Origin of the sequence: Kosakonia pseudosacchari (genome assembly GCF_900184035.1) — a bacterium.
GTDB classification, from domain to species: domain Bacteria; phylum Pseudomonadota; class Gammaproteobacteria; order Enterobacterales; family Enterobacteriaceae; genus Kosakonia; species Kosakonia pseudosacchari.
This window is the reverse complement of sequence record NZ_FXWP01000009.1, coordinates 148,821-169,073: the sequence shown is the minus strand read 5'-3', so window position 1 is coordinate 169,073 and position 20,253 is coordinate 148,821. Positions and strand designations below refer to the sequence as shown.

The following is a 20,253-nucleotide window of genomic DNA, read 5'->3' as shown; positions in this document are numbered from 1 at the left end:
CGGTTGCGCAACAGGTAAACAACACGTTAATTGTGTGATAAAAATAGGTTGTTGAATAAGGGTTGTTGTTGCGCAATTTACACTGGCGTTGTAACAATCCGCAGCCGGAAGAAGAGATGAAATTCAAAACCGCTATCAAACCCTACCACGCTGCTGCCGGTGGTCTGGGCTCGCTGGAAGCGACCACGCGCTTCGTTATTGACAGTAAAAACGCGCTGAAAAATATGCGCAACCTGTTGCGCATGAACAAAGCGCGCGGCTTCGACTGCCCCGGTTGCGCATGGGGTGACGACAACAAAAGCACCTTCAGTTTCTGTGAAAACGGCGCAAAAGCCGTGACCTGGGAAGCCACACGCCGCCAGATTGACGCCACCTTTTTTGCGCAACACAGCGTGACGGCGCTTAACCGCCAGAGCGACTATTTTCTCGAATACCAGGGCCGGCTGACTGAACCGCTGCGCTACAACCCGCAAACCGATCACTACGAACCGGTTTCCTGGGACGATGCGCTGGCGATGATTGGCGAGCATATTAAGGCGATGGATAACCCCAATCAGCTTGAACTGTACACGTCCGGCCGGGCAAGCAATGAGTCGTCGTGGCTTTTTCAGCTGTTTGGCCGCATGGTCGGCACCAATAACTTCCCGGATTGTTCCAACATGTGCCACGAAGCGAGCGGTGCCGGGCTGAAACGCAGCATCGGCGTGGGAAAAGGCACTATTCACCTGGCCGATTTTGAGAAAGCAGACGCCATTTTTGTCTTCGGGCAAAACCCCGGCACCAACCACCCGCGTATGCTGCACAGCCTGCGTCACGCCGCCGATCGCGGGGCGCGTATTGTCACATTTAATACCCTGCGCGAACGCGGCCTTGAGCGGTTTGCCGATCCGCAAAAACCGCTGGAGGTGGTCACGCCGATGGCGGGCACAATTAGCTCCGCTTATTATCAGCCCAATCTTGGCGGTGATATGGCGGCGGTGCGCGGGATGGCGAAAGCGCTGCTGGAAACACAGCGCCAGCGGCTGGCTAACGGCGAGGCGAGTATTTTTGACGATGCCTTTATTGCGCAGCACACCCACGGCATTGAGGACTGGTTTGCGCAAATCGATGCCACCGACTGGCAGACCATTGAACAGCAATCCGGCCTGAAACAGCAGCAATTACGCGAGGCGGCAGCCATCTGGCAGAACGCAAAACGTGTGATTTGTACCTGGGCAATGGGCATTACCCAGCACAAACACTCGCTGAACACGGTACGGGAAATCACTAACCTGCAACTGCTTGGCGGCCACCTGGGCAAACCGGGCGCGGGGCTGTGCCCGGTGCGCGGACACAGCAATGTGCAGGGCAACCGCACGATGGGGATCGATGAAAAACCGCCGGTCGCCCTGCTCGACAGCCTTGCCCGTCATTTCAACTTCGAACCACCGCGCGAGCACGGGCATCATACGGTGGAAGCCATTTCGGCAATGCTGCGTGACGAAGTGAAAGTGCTGCTTGCCCTCGGAGGCAATCTGGCCGCCGCCGCGCCGGATACGCCACGCACTTGCGAAGCGCTGCGCCGTTGCGGGCTGACGGTCTACATCAGCACCAAACTGAACCGCAGCCATTTGATGCCGGGTAAACAGTCGCTGATCCTGCCGACGCTTGGCCGTACCGAAGAAGATATGCAGGCAAGCGGGCGCCAGTTCATCACCGTGGAAGACTCTTTCAGCATGGTGCATGCCTCTGAAGGTATCGGTAAACCGCTGGCCGCCACGCAGCGTTCGGAAACGGCGATTGTGGCTGGCATCGCGCATGCCACGCTGGGCAGTGAAAAGGTCGACTGGCTGGCGCTGGCGGGCGATTACAACCTGATCCGCGATCATATCGCCGCCACTATTCCTGGATTCCAGAACTTTAATGTCCGCTGCGAAGAACCGGGTGGGTTCTGGCTGGGGAATGCCGCCGCAGATTTACGGTTTAATACACCTTCCGGCAAAGCGGAATTCTGCGCCGCCGCCCTGCCGCTGTCGGTCTGTCCGGAAACGCAAGCGCCGTTTGTGTTGCAGACATTACGCTCACATGACCAGTACAACACCACCATTTACGGGCTTGATGATCGTTACCGTGGGGTTTATGGGCAGCGCGACGTGCTGTTTATGCACCCGGAAGATATTCGCGCTCTTGGTTTAAATGATGGCGACCGGGTGGATATTGAAACCCAGTCAACAGATGGTGTGCAGCGCCGCGTTGAGGCTTTTCGCCTTGTCGCTTATGACATCCCGCGCGGCAACCTGGCGGCCTATTATCCGGAAACCAACCCATTGGTTCCGCTGACGCGCTTTGGCGACGGCACCGGTACGCCAACGTCCAAATCGATCCCAGTGATGATTACTGCGGCACACGTTCGCGAAAACCAGCGTATCGCTTGATCACCACGCCCGCGTTCTGCGAGCACGCGCAAATAATGGGATGATTTGCCTGCCAGGATAAGCCGCGCCCTGGTTGAGATAACACAAGGCCCGCAGATGCGGGCCTTTTCGTGGCGTGGTAAACCGATTACGGTTTCACCCGTTGCCCGTTTTCATCGATGACCTGTTCGCCATCCTCTTTGCTGAAAGCGCCTTGTTGGGCGTCCGGCAGAATATCCAGCACCACTTCCGAAGGGCGGCACAGACGGGTGCCGCGCGGCGTCACCACAATCGGGCGGTTAATCAAAATAGGGTGTTCCAGCATAAACGTAATGAGTTGTTCATCGCTGAATCGCGCTTCCGCCAGCCCCAGTTGTTCGTAAGGCTCCACGTTTTTACGCAATAATTCGCGCACGCTGATGCCCATTGCGCCAATCAGTGTCGTTAATTCCTCGCGCGAAGGCGGGTTTTCCAGATACAGAATCACCTGCGGTTCTACTCCGCTGTTGCGAATCAGCGCCAGCGTGTTGCGTGACGTGCCGCAGTCCGGATTGTGATAAATCGTAACGTTGCTCATAAATACTCTCAGGACAAAGGAAAAGAGAGGCGCAGTGCCAGCGCCACCAGCGTGACAAAAAGAACCGGCAGCGTCATCACGATACCGGTTCGGAAGTAGTATCCCCAGCTCACCGCAATCTTCTTCTGCGCCAGCACATGCAACCAGAGCAGTGTCGCCAGGCTGCCAATCGGCGTTATTTTCGGCCCCAGATCGCAGCCAATCACATTGGCAAAAATCATCGCTTCTTTAATCACGCCCGTTGCGCCGCTGCCCTCAATCGACAACGCGCCAATCAGCACCGTTGGCATATTATTCATGACCGACGAGAGGAAGGCGGTAATAAAACCGGTGCCGATGGTGGTCGCCCACAAGCCCTTATTGGCCAGCAGATTCAGAAGCTGGGAAAGGTATTCGGTGAGCCCCGCGTTTCGCAGCCCATACACGACAAGGTACATGCCCAGCGAAAAGATAACGATTTGCCACGGCGCGCCACGCAGCACTTTACCTGTATCAATCGCCGCCCCTTTTTTGGCGACGGCAAAGAGGATCAGCGCACCAACAGCCGCAATGGCACTCACCGGAATACCCAACGGTTCGAGCACAAAAAAGCCCGCCAGCAGCAGGATCAGCACGACCCAGCCGGTGCGAAATGTCGCCGGATCTTTAATTGCGCGGCCAGGCGCTGCCAGTTGATCCACGGCATAAGTTTGCGGAATTTCACGGCGGAAAAAGAGGTGCAGCATGGTAAGCGTCGCCGCGATTGCCGCGATGTCCACCGGCACCATGATCGAGGCGTAGGTGGTAAATCCGAGATGGAAAAAGTCGGCCGATACAATATTCACCAGATTCGAGACAATCAGCGGCAGACTGGCGGTATCAGCAATAAAGCCTGCGGCCATCACGAACGCCAGTGTGGCTCGCGGGCTGAAACCGAGCGCCAGCAGCATGGCAATGACAATTGGTGTCAGGATCAGTGCTGCCCCGTCGTTGGCAAACAGGGCGGCGACTGCCGCCCCCAACAACACAATATACGTGAACAACAAACGCCCGCGCCCGTTGCCCCAGCGTGCAACATGCAGCGCCGCCCATTCGAAAAAACCCGACTCATCCAGCAGCAAGCTGATGATAATGACGGCAATAAAAGTCGCCGTCGCGTTCCAGACGATATTCCACACCGCCGGAATATCGTTCATATGAATCACACCGCAGACCAGCGCCAGCACCGCGCCAAGCGTTGCGCTCCAGCCAATACTCAACCCTTTGGGCTGCCAGATAACCAGCACGAGAGTAAAAATAAAGATGCTTCCAGCCAGTAACATTTCAGACTCCATGACATACGAATTGATGAATATGTTTTGTTATCAACACGAACCCAAAGGCACCGATTTCAGTTTGGCTCGCGTCTCTTCACGCAAGCAATCCCATGCTGTGTCGATGGTTGCCGCTGCCCAGGCGGGCATATGAGGTGACAGACGATAATGGATCCACTTCCCCGCGCGCCGATCAATAACCAGACCATATTCACGTAACATCGCAATATGCCGCGAAATTTTGGGTTGTGACTCCCCCGCTGCTGCGCATATATCACACACGCAAAGTTCACCGGCTTCTCTGAGCAACAGCACGATGGTTAACCGCGTTTCATCGGAGAGGATTTTAAAAAGCTGAACGGGTTGCAGCATGCGCTTACCTTAATGATGTCAAACAACAAATATGGTAATTCATATATGTTACCTTTTGAAGAGGCAACGAGAATTGCCAGAACATCCCTCCTTCACAGCAATTTTTTGCCCAGCTGCAACCAATGTTAAACAAACATTTCACTCATCGGACACGTATTCATGGCACTGATAAACTCAACAGTATCTATCACAGCGATCGGAAGGTTATTGCCATGCAATATGAAGAACAGCAGCTTATCAACGGCCTTTTCCAGCGCCTGAAACAGACCGAGCAACAGAATGGCCAGCGCGACGCCGAGGCTGAGCGTCAGATAGCGGAATTTGTGCGCCAGCAACCGGCCGCGCCGTACTATATGGCGCAATCGATCCTGATTCAGGAAGCGGCGTTAAAACAGCTCCAGAGCAAAGTTCAGCAACTGGAAAGTGAACTGGCCGCGCAAAAAAGCAAACCACAAACTGGCGGGGGCAGTTTCCTCGGTGGCCTGTTTGGCGGCGGGAGAAGCCAGAGTCCGCAAGCGGAAAATAACTGGAACGCTACCCAGCAGCCACAGCAGGACTATTCGCGTGCGGCGGCACCTGCGCCACGCGGGAGCGGTTTTATGGCCGGTGCCTTGCAAACTGCGGCAGGCGTTGCAGGTGGTGTGGTATTGGCCGAAATGCTGACCAACATGTTCCATCAGTCTCGCCCGGAAGAGATCGTCAATATTATTGAAGAACCGGCGGCGGGTAATTCGTCATTTGAAAACGCGCAGAACGACAACTTTACTGATGCCTCCGACACCCGTTTTCTCGATCAGAACGATTCGTTCGGTAATGATACTTACCAGAACGATGATTTCGATGACACTGATTACAGCAACGATGACGACAGCTTTATTTAACGCTGCGCTCTCCTGAACCCGGCCCGGTGGCGCTGTCTGCCGGGCAATTTCTCCTTTTTTCAAAACCTACCAATTCAGGTGGCATGCCCCTTGCCCGTCGGGCATTGATGCTAACCTGTGCGGCGCTCAGCAATAATGAGTCGTTTTTTCTTTTTTCGGACAAGGAGAATGGGATGTTCATCGCCAAACCTGTCGCACGTACGCTGGCGGTTGCCGCCTGCCTGCTGGCACTGTCAGCCTGTGACGACAAAACCACCAAAACGCAAGCAGCGCAGCCGTCAGCCGAGCAGGCCGAAGTGCTGAAGTACAACGAATATATTGCCGCGGCCAACATGACCTCGGCCAACTTCGGTAAGCAACTCGCTGAATACCAGAAGTACACGCAGCCCGCTTTCGATGGCAAAAAGAAAATGGATGATCTGTTTTTTACTGAACCGCTTTCCATGGGGCGTATTAAAGAGCATCTGGATAAAGCGCACAGCATGAAGCCGGATATGCCGGAACTGGACGAACCGGCGCGTCTTTACAGCGAAGCGCTGGCAAAAGCCGAACCGGTAAGTCGCGACATGTACAACTACATCAGCGCGAAAACGTACAAAAGCGATAATGGCGCTCACGGTCGCGAGATCCAGCCCGCGTTGTTGAGCAATATGCAAATGCTGGTGGTTGCGCAGGCGAATTTCTTTGAGGGTATCGAGGCAAAAGATCGTGCGCGCATCAAAGCAGAGTTTGAACGTACGCAAAAAGGCACGCTTGAGCACGCGCAAATGGGAATGGTCTACTACCTGAAAGAGAGCCTGGATGCCGCCGGTGGCGTGCTGGATGGCAAAGGGCTGGGCGATAAGAAGGCGGCATTTAAGGATGCGCTCGATCAGTTCAACAGCATGGCTACCGCTTACGATGCCAAAGTACGCGAAAACAATAAAACGGGCTGTTCGAGTCTCCTGTCTAAAGCTAACGACTATCTCTCTACCGGCCGTGACATTATTGAGCGCACTGAAAATGGCGAGTACGAAAAAGAGGCCAAACAGCCAAAACAGTTTCAGCTGATGCAACCCCAGCAGACGCAGGACGCCCAATCCCTGCTGCAAAACTACAACAATATGGTCAGCGCCTTAAACACCAACCAGTGTTAACATCGTACCCATAAAAAAAGAGGCCTTGCGGCCTCTTTTTTGTTTTCTGATAACTCAGAACGTTTCCCAGTTATCCCCCTGCGCCAGCGCCGGGCGCTGTGGCTTGAAGGTTTTGCTGGTTGGCGATGCCGCATTATTCTGACGCTGCGGTGCCGCGCCAGTTAAACGAAACGCGCCCACGGCTTCGGTCAGGCGTGCCGCCTGCTCTTCCAGCGAGGCGGCTGCCGCAGAGGCTTCTTCTACCAGCGAGGCGTTCTGCTGTGTGACGTTATCCATTTCCGTGATCGCCTGGCTCACCTGGGTGATGCCTTTGCTCTGCTCATCAGACGCGGCGGCAATCTCCAGCATAATATCGGTCACGCGTTTAACGGCTGTAACGATCTCGCCCATGGTTTCCCCGGCGGAAACGACTTCTCCGGAACCTTGCTCAATTAAGCTCACGGATTCGCTGATTAGTGCCTCAATCTCTTTTGCCGCCTGCGCACTGCGACTTGCCAGCGTACGCACTTCGCTTGCCACCACCGCAAAACCACGCCCCTGTTCGCCAGCGCGCGCCGCTTCTACCGCCGCGTTAAGCGCCAGGATATTGGTCTGGAACGCGATGCTGTTGATAACCGCGGTGATTTCGGAAATTTTGCGCGAACTGGTGGTGATATTGCCCATCGTTTGCACGACGCCAGAAACAATCTGTCCACCTTTGGTCGCTTTGCCGGAGGCATCGCGTGCCAGCCCGCTGGCGTGGTGCGCGTTGTCGGCGTTCTGCTTCACGGTCGCGGTTAATTGCTCCATGCTGGCAGCCGTTTGTTCAATGGCAGCCGCCTGTTGTTCCGTGCGGGAAGAGAGGTCGGTATTACCGGCGGAGATTTCGCTGGTACCGCGATAGATCTCTTCCGCGCCCTGGCGAACGGTCGCCACCGTCGTGACCAGCGAATGTTGCATTGCTTGCAGATCGCTACTCAGACGACCAATTTCGCTACGCCCGGCAGGCTCATCGGCTACCGTTAGATCCCCGGTCGCGATGCGAGAAATACGCTGGGCCGCACGTTGCAGTGGGTTAATCACTACGCTGCGCAATACGGTAAAGGTGATAACCGTCAGCACCAGCGCCAAAGCAAAGGCGGCAGCCATAAACATCAGCCCAAGCTGGGTACGGCTGTGTGCCTCTTCGGTCAGGTGCTGCGCACGTGCGGTACGGATCTCAATGGCTTTTAACAGAATTTCGTTATAAGACGCATCAAGCTGGCGCGCCTGCTCACTTTCGTGGTTAATGATCGCTTCAAACATGCCGTTTTTGGCATATTTCAGCATCGGTTGCATGCCCGCGATGTAGGCATTAAAGCGGGTGGTGAGATCGGCATCCAGGGCAAGATCCGCCGGGGTTTTCACCGGGCGTTCCATATATTGGTTAAAACCGTCCTGTGACTGCTTCATGCGTTTTTCTGCTTCAGCCACGTTGTTTTTCATATCTTCCATTTCGGCGATGCGACTGGCCGCGCCGGCGTGGATCAGGCTGATACGTGCTATGCGTAAGTTGTTTGAACTGTTGGATAATCCCATGCGCACCTGGATTTCCTGTGTGACATCCTGCTGATCGCGATCCGCTTGCATCAGGAAGTAACCCGCCAGACCGGAACTTAATGCAAATAGCACTAAGATGCCGCCGAGAATGGAAGAAAACAGGGGAACCAATCGAATATTGTGCATAAATCCAATGCCTTGTGTTCTTTGCATCGCTGCTTTTTTATCCATGGCTATCGACTCTCATATTTGTCTGATACGTACAACAGGAATGATATATAGGCATCGGCAATAATTGGATTATTCTTATGGCGAAAAGCGCGTCAACGGTCACAGATTTGGAGTTTGGTTGCGCCAGCGGTGACACCGCTGGCGTGAGGAAGGCTTACTTTTCGCCGAAATGGATAACGGTACGGATGGATTTGCCCTGATGCATCAGTTCAAATGCGTCGTTGATCTGCTCCAGTGGCATACGATGGGTAATGAAGGGATCGAGGCGAATCTTGCCCGCCATCGCGTCTTCTACCATGCCTGGCAGCTGTGTACGACCTTTAACACCGCCGAAGGCGGAACCGCGCCATACACGACCGGTCACCAGCTGGAAAGGACGGGTGCTGATCTCCTGCCCCGCGCCCGCCACGCCGATGATGACGCTCTCGCCCCAGCCTTTGTGGCAGCACTCAAGCGCGGCGCGCATGACGTTCACATTGCCGATGCACTCAAAACTGAAGTCCACGCCGCCATCTGTCATTTCGACAATCACATCCTGGATCGGGCGGTCGTGATCGTTCGGGTTGATAAAATCGGTTGCGCCCATCTCTTTGGCGAGGGGGAATTTGTCCGGATTGGTATCGATCGCCAGAATGCGTCCCGCCTTCGCCTGAACGGCACCCTGGATTGCCGCCAGACCGATACCACCGAGGCCAAAGATCGCGACCGTATCACCCTCTTTGACTTTCGCCGTGTTATGTACCGCGCCAATGCCGGTAGTCACACCGCAGCCCAGCAAGCAGACTTTATCCAGCGGTGCCTGTTCGTTAACTTTCGCCAGTGAGATTTCCGCGCAAACGGTGTATTCGCTGAACGTGCTGGTGCCCATGTAGTGATAAATCGGTTCGCCGTTGTAGGAGAAACGGGTGGTGCCGTCCGGCATCAGCCCCTTGCCCTGCGTAGCGCGAACGGCCTGACAGAGGTTGGTTTTCCCCGATTTACAGAACTTACACTCGCCACACTCTGCCGTGTAGAGCGGAATAACGTGGTCGCCTGGCTTCAGGCTGGTAACGCCTTCGCCAACTTCTACAACGATGCCGCCGCCTTCATGACCGAGCACCGCCGGAAACACGCCCTCCGGATCGTCACCCGAAAGCGTAAAGGCATCGGTGTGACAAACGCCGGTGTGCGTGATACGCACCAGGACCTCACCCTTTTTTGGCGGCGCTACGTCTATTTCGACGATTTTGAGCGGTTGACCCGGCCCAAAGGCTACAGCTGCACGTGATTTCATAAGTCGCTTCCTTTTTGTGTATGGCTTTATGCTTATTTTAGATAAGAGCGCAGAAGATGACCGACTTCCGCCATGCGCACCGCGCGTTGGTCAGCAGTGGTTTCGCCGGTGACCAGCTCATCTTTGAGGTGGATTTCAACCATTTCGCCCATCAAGCCATTGGCCGCGCCGCGCACGGCGGCGATTTGCTGCAAAATGGCGATACAGGGCTCGCCGCTTTCCAGTGCACGCTCCAATGCGTCAACCTGGCCACGAATGCGACGTACCCGCGTAAGCACGCGTTTTTTATCTTCTGGTGAATGGGGCATGTAACCTCCTTGATACTATAGGGGGGTATGGTAACTTTTATTTTATAATGCTGTAAACATTAAGTTTTATATGGATATCATATGGTTATCAGATTCATCATAAAGACACTACAAGCCATATAGAGACTTTTCAGCGCCCCAAACATGCCCCCAACAGCTTTTTTGCCCCCAAAATTAAAGCTTTCAAGTCTGCATTTGGAACCGAATAAATATCAGTACTCAAAAAATAAGACACTGCTGTTATATGCATATTCGGGGTCATGGTCACACAACCGGCATTACTAACTGAACGTGGTATCTAATCCTGGGGGCAGGTCAATTATTTACTCTGTTATTTGCTCTGCCTGACTCAATGCGCCAGATCGTTTATATGTGGAAATGGCAATACCAGTACGAGCTGGTGCTGGGTTGCATGTAGACACATAAGTAACGCCATCGATTTCTACGCGCATGAAGTCCCAATTCTCACGTTGGAAAAACCAATAATAGACACGAATACAATTTTTATAATATATATTCATGACGAATAATTATGTATTTTAGACAAATCATTAGATAAGTAGTAATTTGTTATTTTTCCAAACAAATAAAACACACGGAGTAAATAATGAATCAAAAAAAATTTGAATTCTTACGTTTCGCCGCAGATCAATTTGGCCCGACCGTTATGGGTCAAAGACATTTATTCATGAAGGAAATAATTGATTCACACGAAACAGCTTACAAAGACAAAAAACCGTTACTTTATAACGTTTTTTATAAAGACGGTGTTTTTAACTTGGATTTAACTCCTGTCGGACTTATTGTTTACATTAAAGAAAAATTTATTTTCACTGATCGAGGACCTATTCGCGCAATTGATATTTTAAATATCGATGAATATACAAAATCATCAGAAATTATCTTATCCTTCCACATATATGGGAATGGTGGGGTTAAGGTAAAAAATTACTTAAATAAAGATATCATTTCTAATGGCGAGCAAAAGTTCTCTGGCTTTATTGGGAATGATTCAAGCTATGAGATTTTCTTTAACAACCTTTTTTCCACCTTATTTTCGATGAATCTTATTTCTATCTCAGAGTAACAATTTTCAACCTCAAACATTTAGCATATTTACCAATTTCTCTCTCATTTTTAAGCTTAATAAAACGCCGTCGGCAATGCGCAGGGTGCGCGGCTGGAAACCGACGGCGTTTGGTTATTAGTATTCAGTAGAACGATCTACTTTTTTATTACGTATTAACCACAACCAACTCACATTTCACGCATCATCTAAACGAGCTTAAACAATGATTGCTGCGAACTGTCTAAAGTGAGTCTTTTGTGCTCAGCATCGGTATTACTCCATCAGCGATGAATATACCAGCTTGATCCCCAAAATACTCAGCACCGTGGCCGATGTTCTGTCCACCGCCGTCTTGATGCGCAAATAGACGCGGCGCGGTTTCTCGGCTGAGAGCAGCAGCGCCACCAGCGAATACCAGCCCGCATCAATCACAAAGCTCATCAGCGGGATCACATAATAGAAGATGGTCGGAATATTCGCTGGCAGCAGCGCGGTGAAAATAGACGCGAATACGATGGCCGTTTTCGGGTTGCTTAACTGAATAAACAATCCATCGCGAAACGTCTTCCACAGCCCTTTGGGGGCGTCGTTATGGCTCAAAGCGAGCGTCAATGGCTGCGATGCACTGCGAAAAATCTTCACTGCCATCCAGATAAGATACGCGCCCCCTGCTATCTTTAGCGCCATATAGAATTCAGGCACCGCATTTAGCACCCTTTGCAATCCCAGCGTGGCCATCAGCGCAAACGTCGCCGCTCCTACCCCCATTCCCAGCGAAGTGACTAAACCATGCACACGTGAGTGCGCCAGTGAATTACGCGCAACGTAAATAAAACTCGGACCTGGGCTCATTCCCCCCATCATTAGCACGGCGGCAATCGCAATCAGACTGGACAACAGCACGGGAAACCTCCTGGCAAGGCGAGAATGACGTAACGTGATGACTCTAGCAGAGTGAAAACATAATGTATTCTGTCGAAAAGGATAAATATCGTTAAAATATATTGTACAAAACCTCACCATTTTTGTTTCACATCAAAATCTTAAGTAAAATTAATTAAATATATCGTAAGTTAATCAGCGTAATATTAAATATAAAATTTAACTTAGGCCTGGCGCTAATTATTTGATAAGATTTTTCTTAGTAGAGCATTGTGCTATTAGCAAGGAGAACTTATGCGCTGGGATATTACGGACATGTTACTTTCCCCAACGACCGGCACAGCATTTGCCGTCGCCAGGAATAGTGAAAAACGATCGGTCATTATCTGGTATCGCGGCAACTATTTTTTGCGGCCAAACAATTACTTACGCACTGATGGCGCACGTGTATTCATTGATGGAAAACCTCAGGATTTTCGCGTTATTCATACCATGCCTTTTTTCCCTGCTATCTGGCAGACTTTAAAAAATAGTTGTCATTGCCCTGGTAATGATAACGTTTCATTGCGGAATTGTGAAAAGCAGCAGACTTGTTTATTCGAACTTTGTCCCTATGGAATAAAAATGATTTCCTAGGTTAATATCACGTTGATATTTATTTCCTGGTCGGGCAGATAATTAATCCCTTCGCAGGTGAACACTGAAAGAAAAGTTATCCGCAATTGCGCACCGCAGGCGGGCCTTGTACCGTAACGGATACGCGCAATATCCTGTTTCAGATTTACCTAATAGCCCGGAGGGTTCCTCCGGGCAAAACGTCAGCGTTTTAGCGGCTGCCCTGCGGTTTCGCGGGCGCGCAGCACTGTCAGGAAGGTAATTAGCGCCGCGCCCATCACATAGAAGGCAGGCGAGAATTTATCGCCGGTGCTGGTAATAAGCCAGGCAGAGAACCAAGGTGTGATGCCGCCAAAGAAGGCGACGGCAAAGTTATAGGCGATAGACAACCCGCCATAGCGCACACTGGTAGGGAAAAGTTCCGCCATTGCGGCGGTACACGCGCCATCAAACGCGGCGATAAACGCCCCCAGCATCACCATTGCCAGCACCGCAGAGAGCACATCGCCGTTCGCCATCACCATCATGGCCGGGTAACTCAGCAGAATAAACCCGGCGCACCCGGTCAGCATTAACGGCTTACGGCCATATTTATCCGACAGATAGCCCATAAACGGTACCAGCACCGCCACGGAAAAGAGACCAATCGTGGTGATGGCGTACGCGTTAAGTTTTGAGAAGTGCAACTCGGTGGAGAGATAGCTCGGCATAAAGGTTTGCAGCGTCCAGTGCCCGACCGCTTTGATCACCACAAAACCGACACAGAACAGCAACGCGCCCCACGCCGTGGTAACCGCTTTACGCAGCGGCGCGGATTCGGTTTGCCCGTTCTTCATGGCGTCGAGAAATTCTGGCGAATCTTCCAGATGTTTTCGTAAGTACAACCCAACCCAGCCCAATGGCCCGGCAATCAAAAAGGGAATGCGCCAGCCCCAGTCGCTCATGGTGCTTTCACCGAGCGTTGCTGTCAGCAGAAACACCAGCCCGGAACCCACGACAAAAGCCATAAAACCAAAGTTATCGATCCAGCAGGTGAAGTAGCCACGGCGCTCTGTGGGGGCATATTCCGCCAGATAGGTTGTCGCGCCAGAGCTTTCGCCCCCAGCGGCAAAACCCTGAATCAGGCGCGTTATCACCAGCAGCACCGTCGCGGTAATACCAATCTGATGATAAGTCGGCAGCAGTCCCATCACGAAGGTGGCGCCGGAGGTGAGCAGGATCACCGTTGCCAGCACTTTCTGTCGCCCTTTTCTGTCGCCCAGCGAACCGAAAAACAGCCCACCAAGGGGGCGCATAATAAAACCCGCGCCAAAGACCGCGAACGACGAAAGCAGTGCGACACTGGGATCACCCGCCTGAAAAAACTGCAGGCCGATAATGGCAGCGAGCGTGCCATACAGGCCAAAGTCAAACCATTCGACAAAGTGACCGATGCCGGTGGCGAGCAGCACTTTGCGTAATTTGCGCGATCCGGCAGTGTCTTCTTGTGTTGCCATCCGATCAAGAGACTCCTGTACTGGCTGTGTCATATCCCCTCCGCCCGATAGTGTTTCTATAATAGATATACTATCTACACTGCTTGTACGAATTGCGCACAGCACGGATGGCGTAAAATGTGATTTCCGCCCTGCTTTTCAATGTGGAAAACCCGACAGGATCACATTTTAGACGCGCAGAAATGAAAAAGCCCCGCAGGATGCGGGGCCAGGCAACGAAGAGCAATTAGCCGCGTTTTTTCGGAATCATACGCAGCAGCGTGTTGTCTTTAAAATAGTAATGATGCGCCAGCGCCGCACCGGCATGCAACGCAATGACAAAATAGCCGGCGTTTGCCAACAGCTCGTGGAACTCTTTGAGCGTATCCACTAAATCATAATTCGCCTCTGCGGCGTACGGCATCGAAATACCAAAAGCAATCCATGGACCACCGCGGTTATACATCATCAGCAAGCCAAGAATTGGCAAGGCAATAAACAGCAGGTAAATGACCAGATGCCCAAGGTGCGCCAGCCCGGTCATCATCGCTGACGGTTTCGGCACAATCGGCGGCGTTGGGCTTTTCAGCCGCACCAGCAGACGCGCCAGCATCAGCACCAGAATCGAAATGCCGCATGAAACGTGTACGAGATTGAAATAAGGACGATAGCTGCGCGGGAAGAATCCGCGTAGTTCCATGGCGCAATAAGCGCCAACAACCAGCAGGAACACCAGCCAGTGAATGGCGATCTGTAATCCCGAATATTTGCTACGCATAAGGAACCCCCAAAACGAACGAACCGGCGTTCAACATACCTGGCTTTCCTTAAAAATTCATTAACTTTTCCTTATCACTTTTCAGTTACTTACCACAGCCTGACGGTGATTCATTTGCCCAATAACGCCGGCCAGGTTATCACTAAATAAGTACAAAACGGTGATTCATTACATTCTGATGGAGATGATCATGAGCAAAATTGGCATTAATGGATTTGGGCGCATTGGGCGCCTGGTATTACGTCGCCTGCTGGAAACCAACAGCAGCGCGGAGGTGGTGGCTATTAACGATCTGACCTCACCCAAAGTGCTGGCCTATTTGTTAAAGCATGATTCCAACTACGGCCCGTTTGGCTGGAGCGTGGATTTTACCGAAGACGCGCTGATCGTTAACGGCAAAACCATTACGGTATATGCGGAAAAAGAGGCAAAAAATATTCCGTGGCGCAGCGCCGGTGCGGAGATCATTGTTGAGTGTACCGGTTTTTATACCTCGAGCGAAAAATCGCAGGCGCACATCGATGCCGGGGCCAAAAAAGTGCTTATTTCCGCCCCGGCAGGCGAGATGAAAACCATCGTCTACAACGTTAACGACGACACGATTAACGCGCAGGACACCATTATTTCGGTGGCGTCCTGCACCACTAACTGCCTCGCGCCGATGGCCAAAGCCTTGCAGGATAATTTCGGCATCAAAGTCGGCACCATGACCACCATCCACGCCTACACCGGTACCCAGGCGCTGGTCGACGGCCCGCGCGGTAAAGATCTGCGCGCCTCCCGTGCCGCTGCGGAAAACATCATTCCGCACACCACGGGTGCGGCGAAAGCCATTGGTCTGGTGATCCCGGCATTGAGCGGTAAGCTGAAAGGCCACGCGCAGCGCGTACCGGTGAAAACCGGCTCCGTTACTGAACTGGTATCCATATTAGAGAAGAGAGTGACGGTCGATGAGATCCATCAGGCGCTGAAAAAAGCCACGGAGAACAACGAATCTTTCGGTTATACCGATGAAGAGATCGTCTCTTCTGATGTTATCGGCAGCCATTTCGGTTCCGTTTTTGACGCCACCCAAACCGAGATCACCGAAGCCGGCGATCTGCAACTGGTCAAAACCGTCTCGTGGTACGACAACGAATACGGTTTTGTTACGCAGCTGGTTCGCGTGCTCGAAAAATATCGCGCACTGTAATCTCACCATCCACGCCGGGGAATGACCCGGCGTATTCAAACCAGGCAACCCATGAGAAATATCAGCCCGGAAGATTTACTCACCCTGATGAACGTGGCGGTGCAACACGCCACTACGTTCTCCGTCTGGCCAACCGGCGAAGCCCCTGGCGCTGCGGTAAGCCCGGCGCAGTTTCAGCTTGAAGAGCACCATACCGGCCCCTCGCGCTTTGACCGATCCGTCACCGGTGTGCGTGCCCCGCACATTACCGTTTACGCGCCACAAAACCCGAACGGTGTCGGCATTCTGGTCACGCCTGGCGGCTCTTACCGCCGTGTCGTGCTGGATAAAGAAGGCAGCGCGCTGGCGCCCTGCTTTAACGCCAAAGGTTACACGCTGTTTGTCATGACCTACCGCCTGCCGGGCGATGGGCATGAGGAAGGTGCGGACGCGCCGCTGGCCGATGTGCAACGTGCGATCCGCGTGATTCGCGCCCGAGCGCAGGAGTGGCGCCTCGATCCAGAACGTATTGGCATTATGGGGTTTTCCGCTGGTGGTCACGCCGCGGCCAGCCTTGGCACGCGCTACAACGAAAACGTTTATCGCCCTGTTGATGAGATGGATAACCAAAGCGCTCGCCCAGCGTTTATGGCGCTGGTCTATCCGGTGATTACCATGCACCAGGAGATTGACCACCCGATGTCGCGCCAGCAGCTGATTGGCGATACGCCAGGTGACGAACAGATCCGCCGCTACTCCGCAGAACAGATGGCCGATGAAAACACGCCGCCGACTTTTCTGTTGCATGCGGTCGATGACCCGGCAGTGAAAGTGGAAAACAGCGTGGTCATGTTCAACGCCCTGCGACGCCTTGGCGTGCCGGTTGAGATGCATCTGTTTGAACAGGGGAAACACGGTTTTGGCATTCGCGATGCGCTGGGCTTACCGGCGGCAATCTGGCCGGAGCTGATGATGGCGTGGATAGCAACCAAAGTCTGAAACGAGCCCCCGCCAAACGCGGGGGCCACATATCAGGACTGCAGATAGACCATTTGCGTTTGCAGGTACTCGTTCAGGCCGTGGCGTCCATCCGCCCCACCGATACCCGATTTACGCCAGCCCGCATGAAACCCCTGCATCGCTTCGAAGTTCTCGCGGTTAATATAGGTTTCGCCAAACTTCAGCCCCCGCACGGCTTTAAACGCTGTCGCCAGATCGCGGGTATATACCGACGAGGTCAGGCCATAATCGCTGTCGTTCGCCATCGCCAGCGCCTCTTCCAGCGTGTCGAATGCAACCACCGGCAGCACCGGACCAAACGTCTCTTCATGCATGATGGCCATCTCCTGGCGCACATCGAGCAGCAGTGTCGGCGGGTAAAAATAGCCCCTGCCAGTGACCGCTTTGCCACCCAGCACCACGCGTGCGCCTTCTGACACGGCGCGTTCGACCTTCTCTTCAACGCGTTGCAGTGCTGCGGCATTAATAAGCGGCCCCATCGCAATATCGTTGCGCTGCGCCGGATCGCCAAACTGTACCGCTTTCATGGCTTCACCAAGTCGATTGACAAACCGGTCATAAATCCCTTTTTGTACATACACGCGTTCGGCGCAGTTACACACCTGCCCGGTGTTGATAACGCGGGAGTCGACAATCGCTTTCACGGCCAGCTCAAGATCAGCATCATCAAAGACAATTGCCGGCGCTTTACCGCCCAGTTCAAGGCACACTTTGGTGATGTTTTTCGCGGCTGCCGCCATGATTTTCTCACCCGCGCCAACGCTGCCGGTCATGCTGACCATCGCCACTTTCGGATTCCCCGCCAGTTCCTGTCCGACGGTTTCCCCGCGTCCGAGCACGAGGTTAAAGACCCCTTTTGGTAAGCCGATATCATGGACAATTTTTGCGAAGGCAATCGCGTTGTTCGGCGTGAATTCGCTCGGTTTGATAACAATGGTATTGCCGGTAATCAGCGCAGGCGCCATTTTGCGGGCTATCAGGAAGAACGGGAAATTCCACGGCAAAATGCCGGTGGTCACCCCCAGCGCACGTTTAAACACGAAGATATTCTCGCCCGGCCGGTCGCTTTGCAGAATTTCGCCCTCATAGCGCCGCGCCCACTCGGCCATATAGTCGATGTAATCGGCGGTAAAAGAGACTTCTACCTCCGCCAGTTGCTGGATTTTTCCCCCTTCGGCGACAATCAGCGCGCTAATCTCATGGGCTTTTTCACGAATACCCGCCGCGATTTTGCGTAACCAGCCAGCGCGTTCGATGGCGGGAAGTGCTTCCCAGCCAGGCTGCGCACGTTCGGCCGCGTCAATGGCCTTTCGCGCATCTTCGGCTGTGCCATCAGGAATACGCGCCAGGATCGCTTCGGTCGCCGGGTTGATGACATCCAGCCACGAATCGCCTTGCCAGCTCACGAATTGACCATCGATAAACATAGGGTGCTGTACCGGTGCTGTCATGTCTCGCTCCTGTAATAACATTGTTTTTAACAAGTGAATTCATTGTTAAAAATCTATCGGTGCGCGGCATTTTTCCCATCGACACGGGCAGCTTTTGTGAGAGAACGCATAAAAGAGGAGCAAAAAAGCAACAAAACAATGACAGGTTCAGCGGTGGAAATGCCCGTTTGCGGCAATGTCTGCGCAAACGGGCACTGAGATTACAATGCGCGGCTACCGAGCGCAGCAGTAAGGGTGGAATCAGCCCTCAAAACCTGCCATGCGGCTTCGACTTCCTGTGGGAAATCAACGTGAACAATAAAATCACGGCCGTTTGGCCCGTAACCATTAGCATCATCGCGCAGGCGCGGCACTTCCCCCAGCAGCAATGACAAATAACGCTCAACCGACCATAAACCGCGCTGCTGCGGCTGGAAGGCTAGCCCCTCAGCCGTATTCGCTAACTGTGGCGTAAAGCCGGGCCAGCTCAGCCAGTGGGGCGCGTCGTGGCACTGCTGGCTGATGCGGGCAAACGTCGCCATCGTACGGCGCTGCATGGTGGGATCCTGCACCACCATCACGGTTTTCGGTTTTACTCCCTGCGACATCAGCATATCAATGCTGAATCTGGCGTTCTCGCCGCAGTTGGTGGATTTGTCCTCAATAAGGATCTGTTTCGCCTCTATCTGCCAGAACTGGCGCGCAATATCGGCCAGAATCGCGGCTTCGCCGCGCCCGGTGGTACGCACCACGTTATAGCGTGGATGCCGGGCGATAGCCGAATAAAGAAACGTGGTGGAGTGCCCGACGCCTCCGCTTATCAGAAGCGGGGTTTGCTGTGCCGCCGCCAGCGCGCAGGCGGCATCAATGGTTGGAATGACAGCATTACCCGCAAGAATGACCACATCAGCCCGCACAGGCGTGGGTTTACCGACAAAATCATTTTGCGCCAGCCATGCACCCAGCGTATTTGCCGCCGCCAGCGTGCGCTCCGCTACGGTGGGAAAAGTCGTCATCAGCATAGAACCTCCTTCGCTTTAACTTACAGCCTACCGCGTCAGCGCCCGCAAAACAGGGGATCACTCCGAATCCTGTTCACAGCGGTTCAGGTATGTTTCTGTAACTTTTTTTGAAATACGCGCAATCACCCGCGCTGTACAGGTCGCCGCGGTATCTGCACTCACTGAAAACAGCGCCTGTGGCATTGAGTGGGCAAAAACGGCACACGTTTTATGTGCCGCACATTCATTGTCGCAGCCCCAACGAAACTGCGCATCCTGACCACATGCAGGTCACAACGCTTTCTCGAAACATACCGCTTCCGGCCTGCCTATATAGGTGCCGTAGTTTTCACGAATCTTGAAGCCGTTGCGCTGATAGAAATCAACAGCACGCTGATTGATTTTGCGCGTCTCCAGCCACAGCGCCTGAAAACCCCGCTCCCGTGCATGTTGTTCCAGCGCGCAGAGCAACTGAGCGCCTATGCCGCGCGTGCCGGGGCATGCATACATGCGTTTGATCTCGCCGATCCCGGCGGACAATTCACGCACCGCGACACAGCCCACCGCCTGCGCGTTTTCGCGTGCCAGCAAAAAGAAGCCCCGCTCACCTAAGGTTGAAGCAGCAAACGACGCTCTGCCGCTGCTGCCTGTTAGCTGTTGCAGGTAATCAGAAAGCGCGTCCTGAAGTTGCAGGCACGCAGGATCGGTTGCCGGGGTAAGCGTGATGGTTATCGCACACATTGTGACATTGTCACCTTTAGTTGGTTATTTTTATCAATAAAGCAGATCACTTAACTTCAGTAACCTATATTTTTCTTATGCGCTTGCATT

20 protein-coding genes are annotated in these 20,253 nt (G+C 53.2%); 7 read left to right on the top strand and 13 right to left on the bottom strand.

Annotated features, from left to right (window positions below; translation table 11 throughout):
* Positions 1–116: 116 nt before the first annotated feature.
* Complete coding sequence (locus BN2591_RS02825; RefSeq protein ID WP_086868818.1) at positions 117–2,414, top strand: FdhF/YdeP family oxidoreductase; 2,298 nt, start codon at positions 117–119, stop codon at positions 2,412–2,414.
* A gap of 127 nt (positions 2,415–2,541) precedes the next feature.
* On the opposite strand, the gene arsC is transcribed toward BN2591_RS02825, so the two are convergent.
* From arsC to BN2591_RS02810, 3 genes are read right to left on the bottom strand one after another with little or no spacing between them, the layout of a single operon-like run.
* A complete protein-coding gene (arsC, locus tag BN2591_RS02820) occupies positions 2,542–2,970 on the bottom strand; it encodes a glutaredoxin-dependent arsenate reductase (RefSeq protein ID WP_086868816.1) in 429 nt (142 codons plus the stop codon).
* Between the two features lie 8 nt (positions 2,971–2,978).
* Entirely contained in the window at positions 2,979–4,271 is a 1,293-nt protein-coding gene (locus BN2591_RS02815; RefSeq protein ID WP_086868814.1) for an arsenic transporter, read from the bottom strand.
* Positions 4,272–4,313: 42 nt separating this feature from the next.
* Positions 4,314–4,634 (bottom strand): metalloregulator ArsR/SmtB family transcription factor, encoded by a 321-nt coding sequence (locus BN2591_RS02810; RefSeq protein WP_086868812.1) that lies wholly within the window; start codon positions 4,632–4,634, stop codon positions 4,314–4,316.
* A 212-nt stretch (positions 4,635–4,846) separates the two neighbouring features.
* On the opposite strand from BN2591_RS02810, the gene BN2591_RS02805 reads away from it, so the two are divergent.
* A complete protein-coding gene (locus BN2591_RS02805; protein WP_086869922.1) occupies positions 4,847–5,515 on the top strand; it encodes a DUF2076 domain-containing protein in 669 nt (222 codons plus the stop codon).
* Here BN2591_RS02805 and BN2591_RS24460 read toward each other — a convergent pair.
* Positions 5,508–5,696, bottom strand: coding sequence for a hypothetical protein (locus BN2591_RS24460; protein ID WP_159457490.1), 189 nt, complete (start codon positions 5,694–5,696; stop codon positions 5,508–5,510). The two genes, BN2591_RS02805 and BN2591_RS24460, sit on opposite strands and share 8 nt — an antisense overlap.
* On the opposite strand from BN2591_RS24460, the gene BN2591_RS02800 reads away from it, so the two are divergent.
* Positions 5,689–6,651, top strand: a complete 963-nt coding sequence (locus BN2591_RS02800) for a DUF3829 domain-containing protein (protein WP_086868810.1) — start codon at positions 5,689–5,691, stop codon at positions 6,649–6,651. The genes BN2591_RS24460 and BN2591_RS02800 overlap by 8 nt on opposite strands.
* A 54-nt stretch (positions 6,652–6,705) precedes the next feature.
* Here the strand turns inward: BN2591_RS02800 and BN2591_RS02795 are convergent, their stop codons facing one another.
* From BN2591_RS02795 to BN2591_RS02785, 3 genes are all read right to left on the bottom strand, one after another.
* Positions 6,706–8,400 carry a methyl-accepting chemotaxis protein gene (locus BN2591_RS02795; protein WP_086868808.1) on the bottom strand — a complete coding sequence of 565 codons (1,695 nt, stop codon included), beginning with the start codon at positions 8,398–8,400 and terminating at the stop codon, positions 6,706–6,708.
* A gap of 154 nt (positions 8,401–8,554) precedes the next feature.
* Positions 8,555–9,673, bottom strand: a complete 1,119-nt coding sequence (locus BN2591_RS02790) for an S-(hydroxymethyl)glutathione dehydrogenase/class III alcohol dehydrogenase (RefSeq protein ID WP_086868807.1) — start codon at positions 9,671–9,673, stop codon at positions 8,555–8,557.
* 32 nt (positions 9,674–9,705) lie between these two features.
* Positions 9,706–9,981: a metal/formaldehyde-sensitive transcriptional repressor gene (locus tag BN2591_RS02785; protein WP_016495945.1), complete on the bottom strand. Its 276-nt coding sequence runs from the start codon at positions 9,979–9,981 to the stop codon at positions 9,706–9,708.
* A gap of 607 nt (positions 9,982–10,588) precedes the next feature.
* Here BN2591_RS02785 and BN2591_RS02780 point away from each other — a divergent pair.
* Complete coding sequence (locus BN2591_RS02780) at positions 10,589–11,068, top strand: hypothetical protein (RefSeq protein WP_086868805.1); 480 nt, start codon at positions 10,589–10,591, stop codon at positions 11,066–11,068.
* Positions 11,069–11,323: 255 nt separating this feature from the next.
* Here the strand turns inward: BN2591_RS02780 and BN2591_RS02775 are convergent, their stop codons facing one another.
* A complete protein-coding gene (locus BN2591_RS02775) occupies positions 11,324–11,953 on the bottom strand; it encodes a LysE family translocator (protein ID WP_086868803.1) in 630 nt (209 codons plus the stop codon).
* Positions 11,954–12,226: 273 nt separating this feature from the next.
* Here BN2591_RS02775 and BN2591_RS24205 point away from each other — a divergent pair, with 273 nt between their 5' ends.
* A complete protein-coding gene (locus tag BN2591_RS24205) occupies positions 12,227–12,568 on the top strand; it encodes an anti-adapter protein iraM (RefSeq protein WP_143468233.1) in 342 nt (113 codons plus the stop codon).
* Positions 12,569–12,750: 182 nt separating this feature from the next.
* On the opposite strand, the gene BN2591_RS02770 is transcribed toward BN2591_RS24205, so the two are convergent.
* Both BN2591_RS02770 and cybB read right to left on the bottom strand, forming a co-directional pair.
* A complete protein-coding gene (locus BN2591_RS02770; protein WP_425268939.1) occupies positions 12,751–14,076 on the bottom strand; it encodes an MFS transporter in 1,326 nt (441 codons plus the stop codon).
* A gap of 193 nt (positions 14,077–14,269) precedes the next feature.
* Positions 14,270–14,800, bottom strand: a complete 531-nt coding sequence (cybB, locus tag BN2591_RS02765) for a cytochrome b561 (RefSeq protein WP_086868799.1) — start codon at positions 14,798–14,800, stop codon at positions 14,270–14,272.
* A gap of 190 nt (positions 14,801–14,990) precedes the next feature.
* On the opposite strand from cybB, the gene gap reads away from it, so the two are divergent.
* Together gap and BN2591_RS02755 are read left to right on the top strand one after the other, a co-directional pair.
* Positions 14,991–15,992, top strand: coding sequence for a type I glyceraldehyde-3-phosphate dehydrogenase (gene gap / locus BN2591_RS02760; RefSeq protein WP_086868797.1), 1,002 nt, complete (start codon positions 14,991–14,993; stop codon positions 15,990–15,992).
* Positions 15,993–16,043: 51 nt separating this feature from the next.
* The gene (locus BN2591_RS02755; RefSeq protein WP_086868795.1) at positions 16,044–16,970 is read left to right on the top strand and encodes an alpha/beta hydrolase; all 927 of its coding nucleotides are present in this window, start codon (positions 16,044–16,046) and stop codon (positions 16,968–16,970) included.
* 32 nt (positions 16,971–17,002) lie between these two features.
* On the opposite strand, the gene aldA is transcribed toward BN2591_RS02755, so the two are convergent.
* The 3 genes from aldA to BN2591_RS02740 form a co-directional block, all read right to left on the bottom strand.
* Positions 17,003–18,442 (bottom strand): aldehyde dehydrogenase, encoded by a 1,440-nt coding sequence (gene aldA, locus BN2591_RS02750; protein ID WP_086868793.1) that lies wholly within the window; start codon positions 18,440–18,442, stop codon positions 17,003–17,005.
* A 200-nt stretch (positions 18,443–18,642) separates the two neighbouring features.
* Positions 18,643–19,443 carry a YdcF family protein gene (locus BN2591_RS02745; protein WP_086868791.1) on the bottom strand — a complete coding sequence of 267 codons (801 nt, stop codon included), beginning with the start codon at positions 19,441–19,443 and terminating at the stop codon, positions 18,643–18,645.
* Between the two features lie 270 nt (positions 19,444–19,713).
* Complete coding sequence (locus BN2591_RS02740; protein WP_086868788.1) at positions 19,714–20,163, bottom strand: GNAT family N-acetyltransferase; 450 nt, start codon at positions 20,161–20,163, stop codon at positions 19,714–19,716.
* Positions 20,164–20,253: the final 90 nt, after the last annotated feature.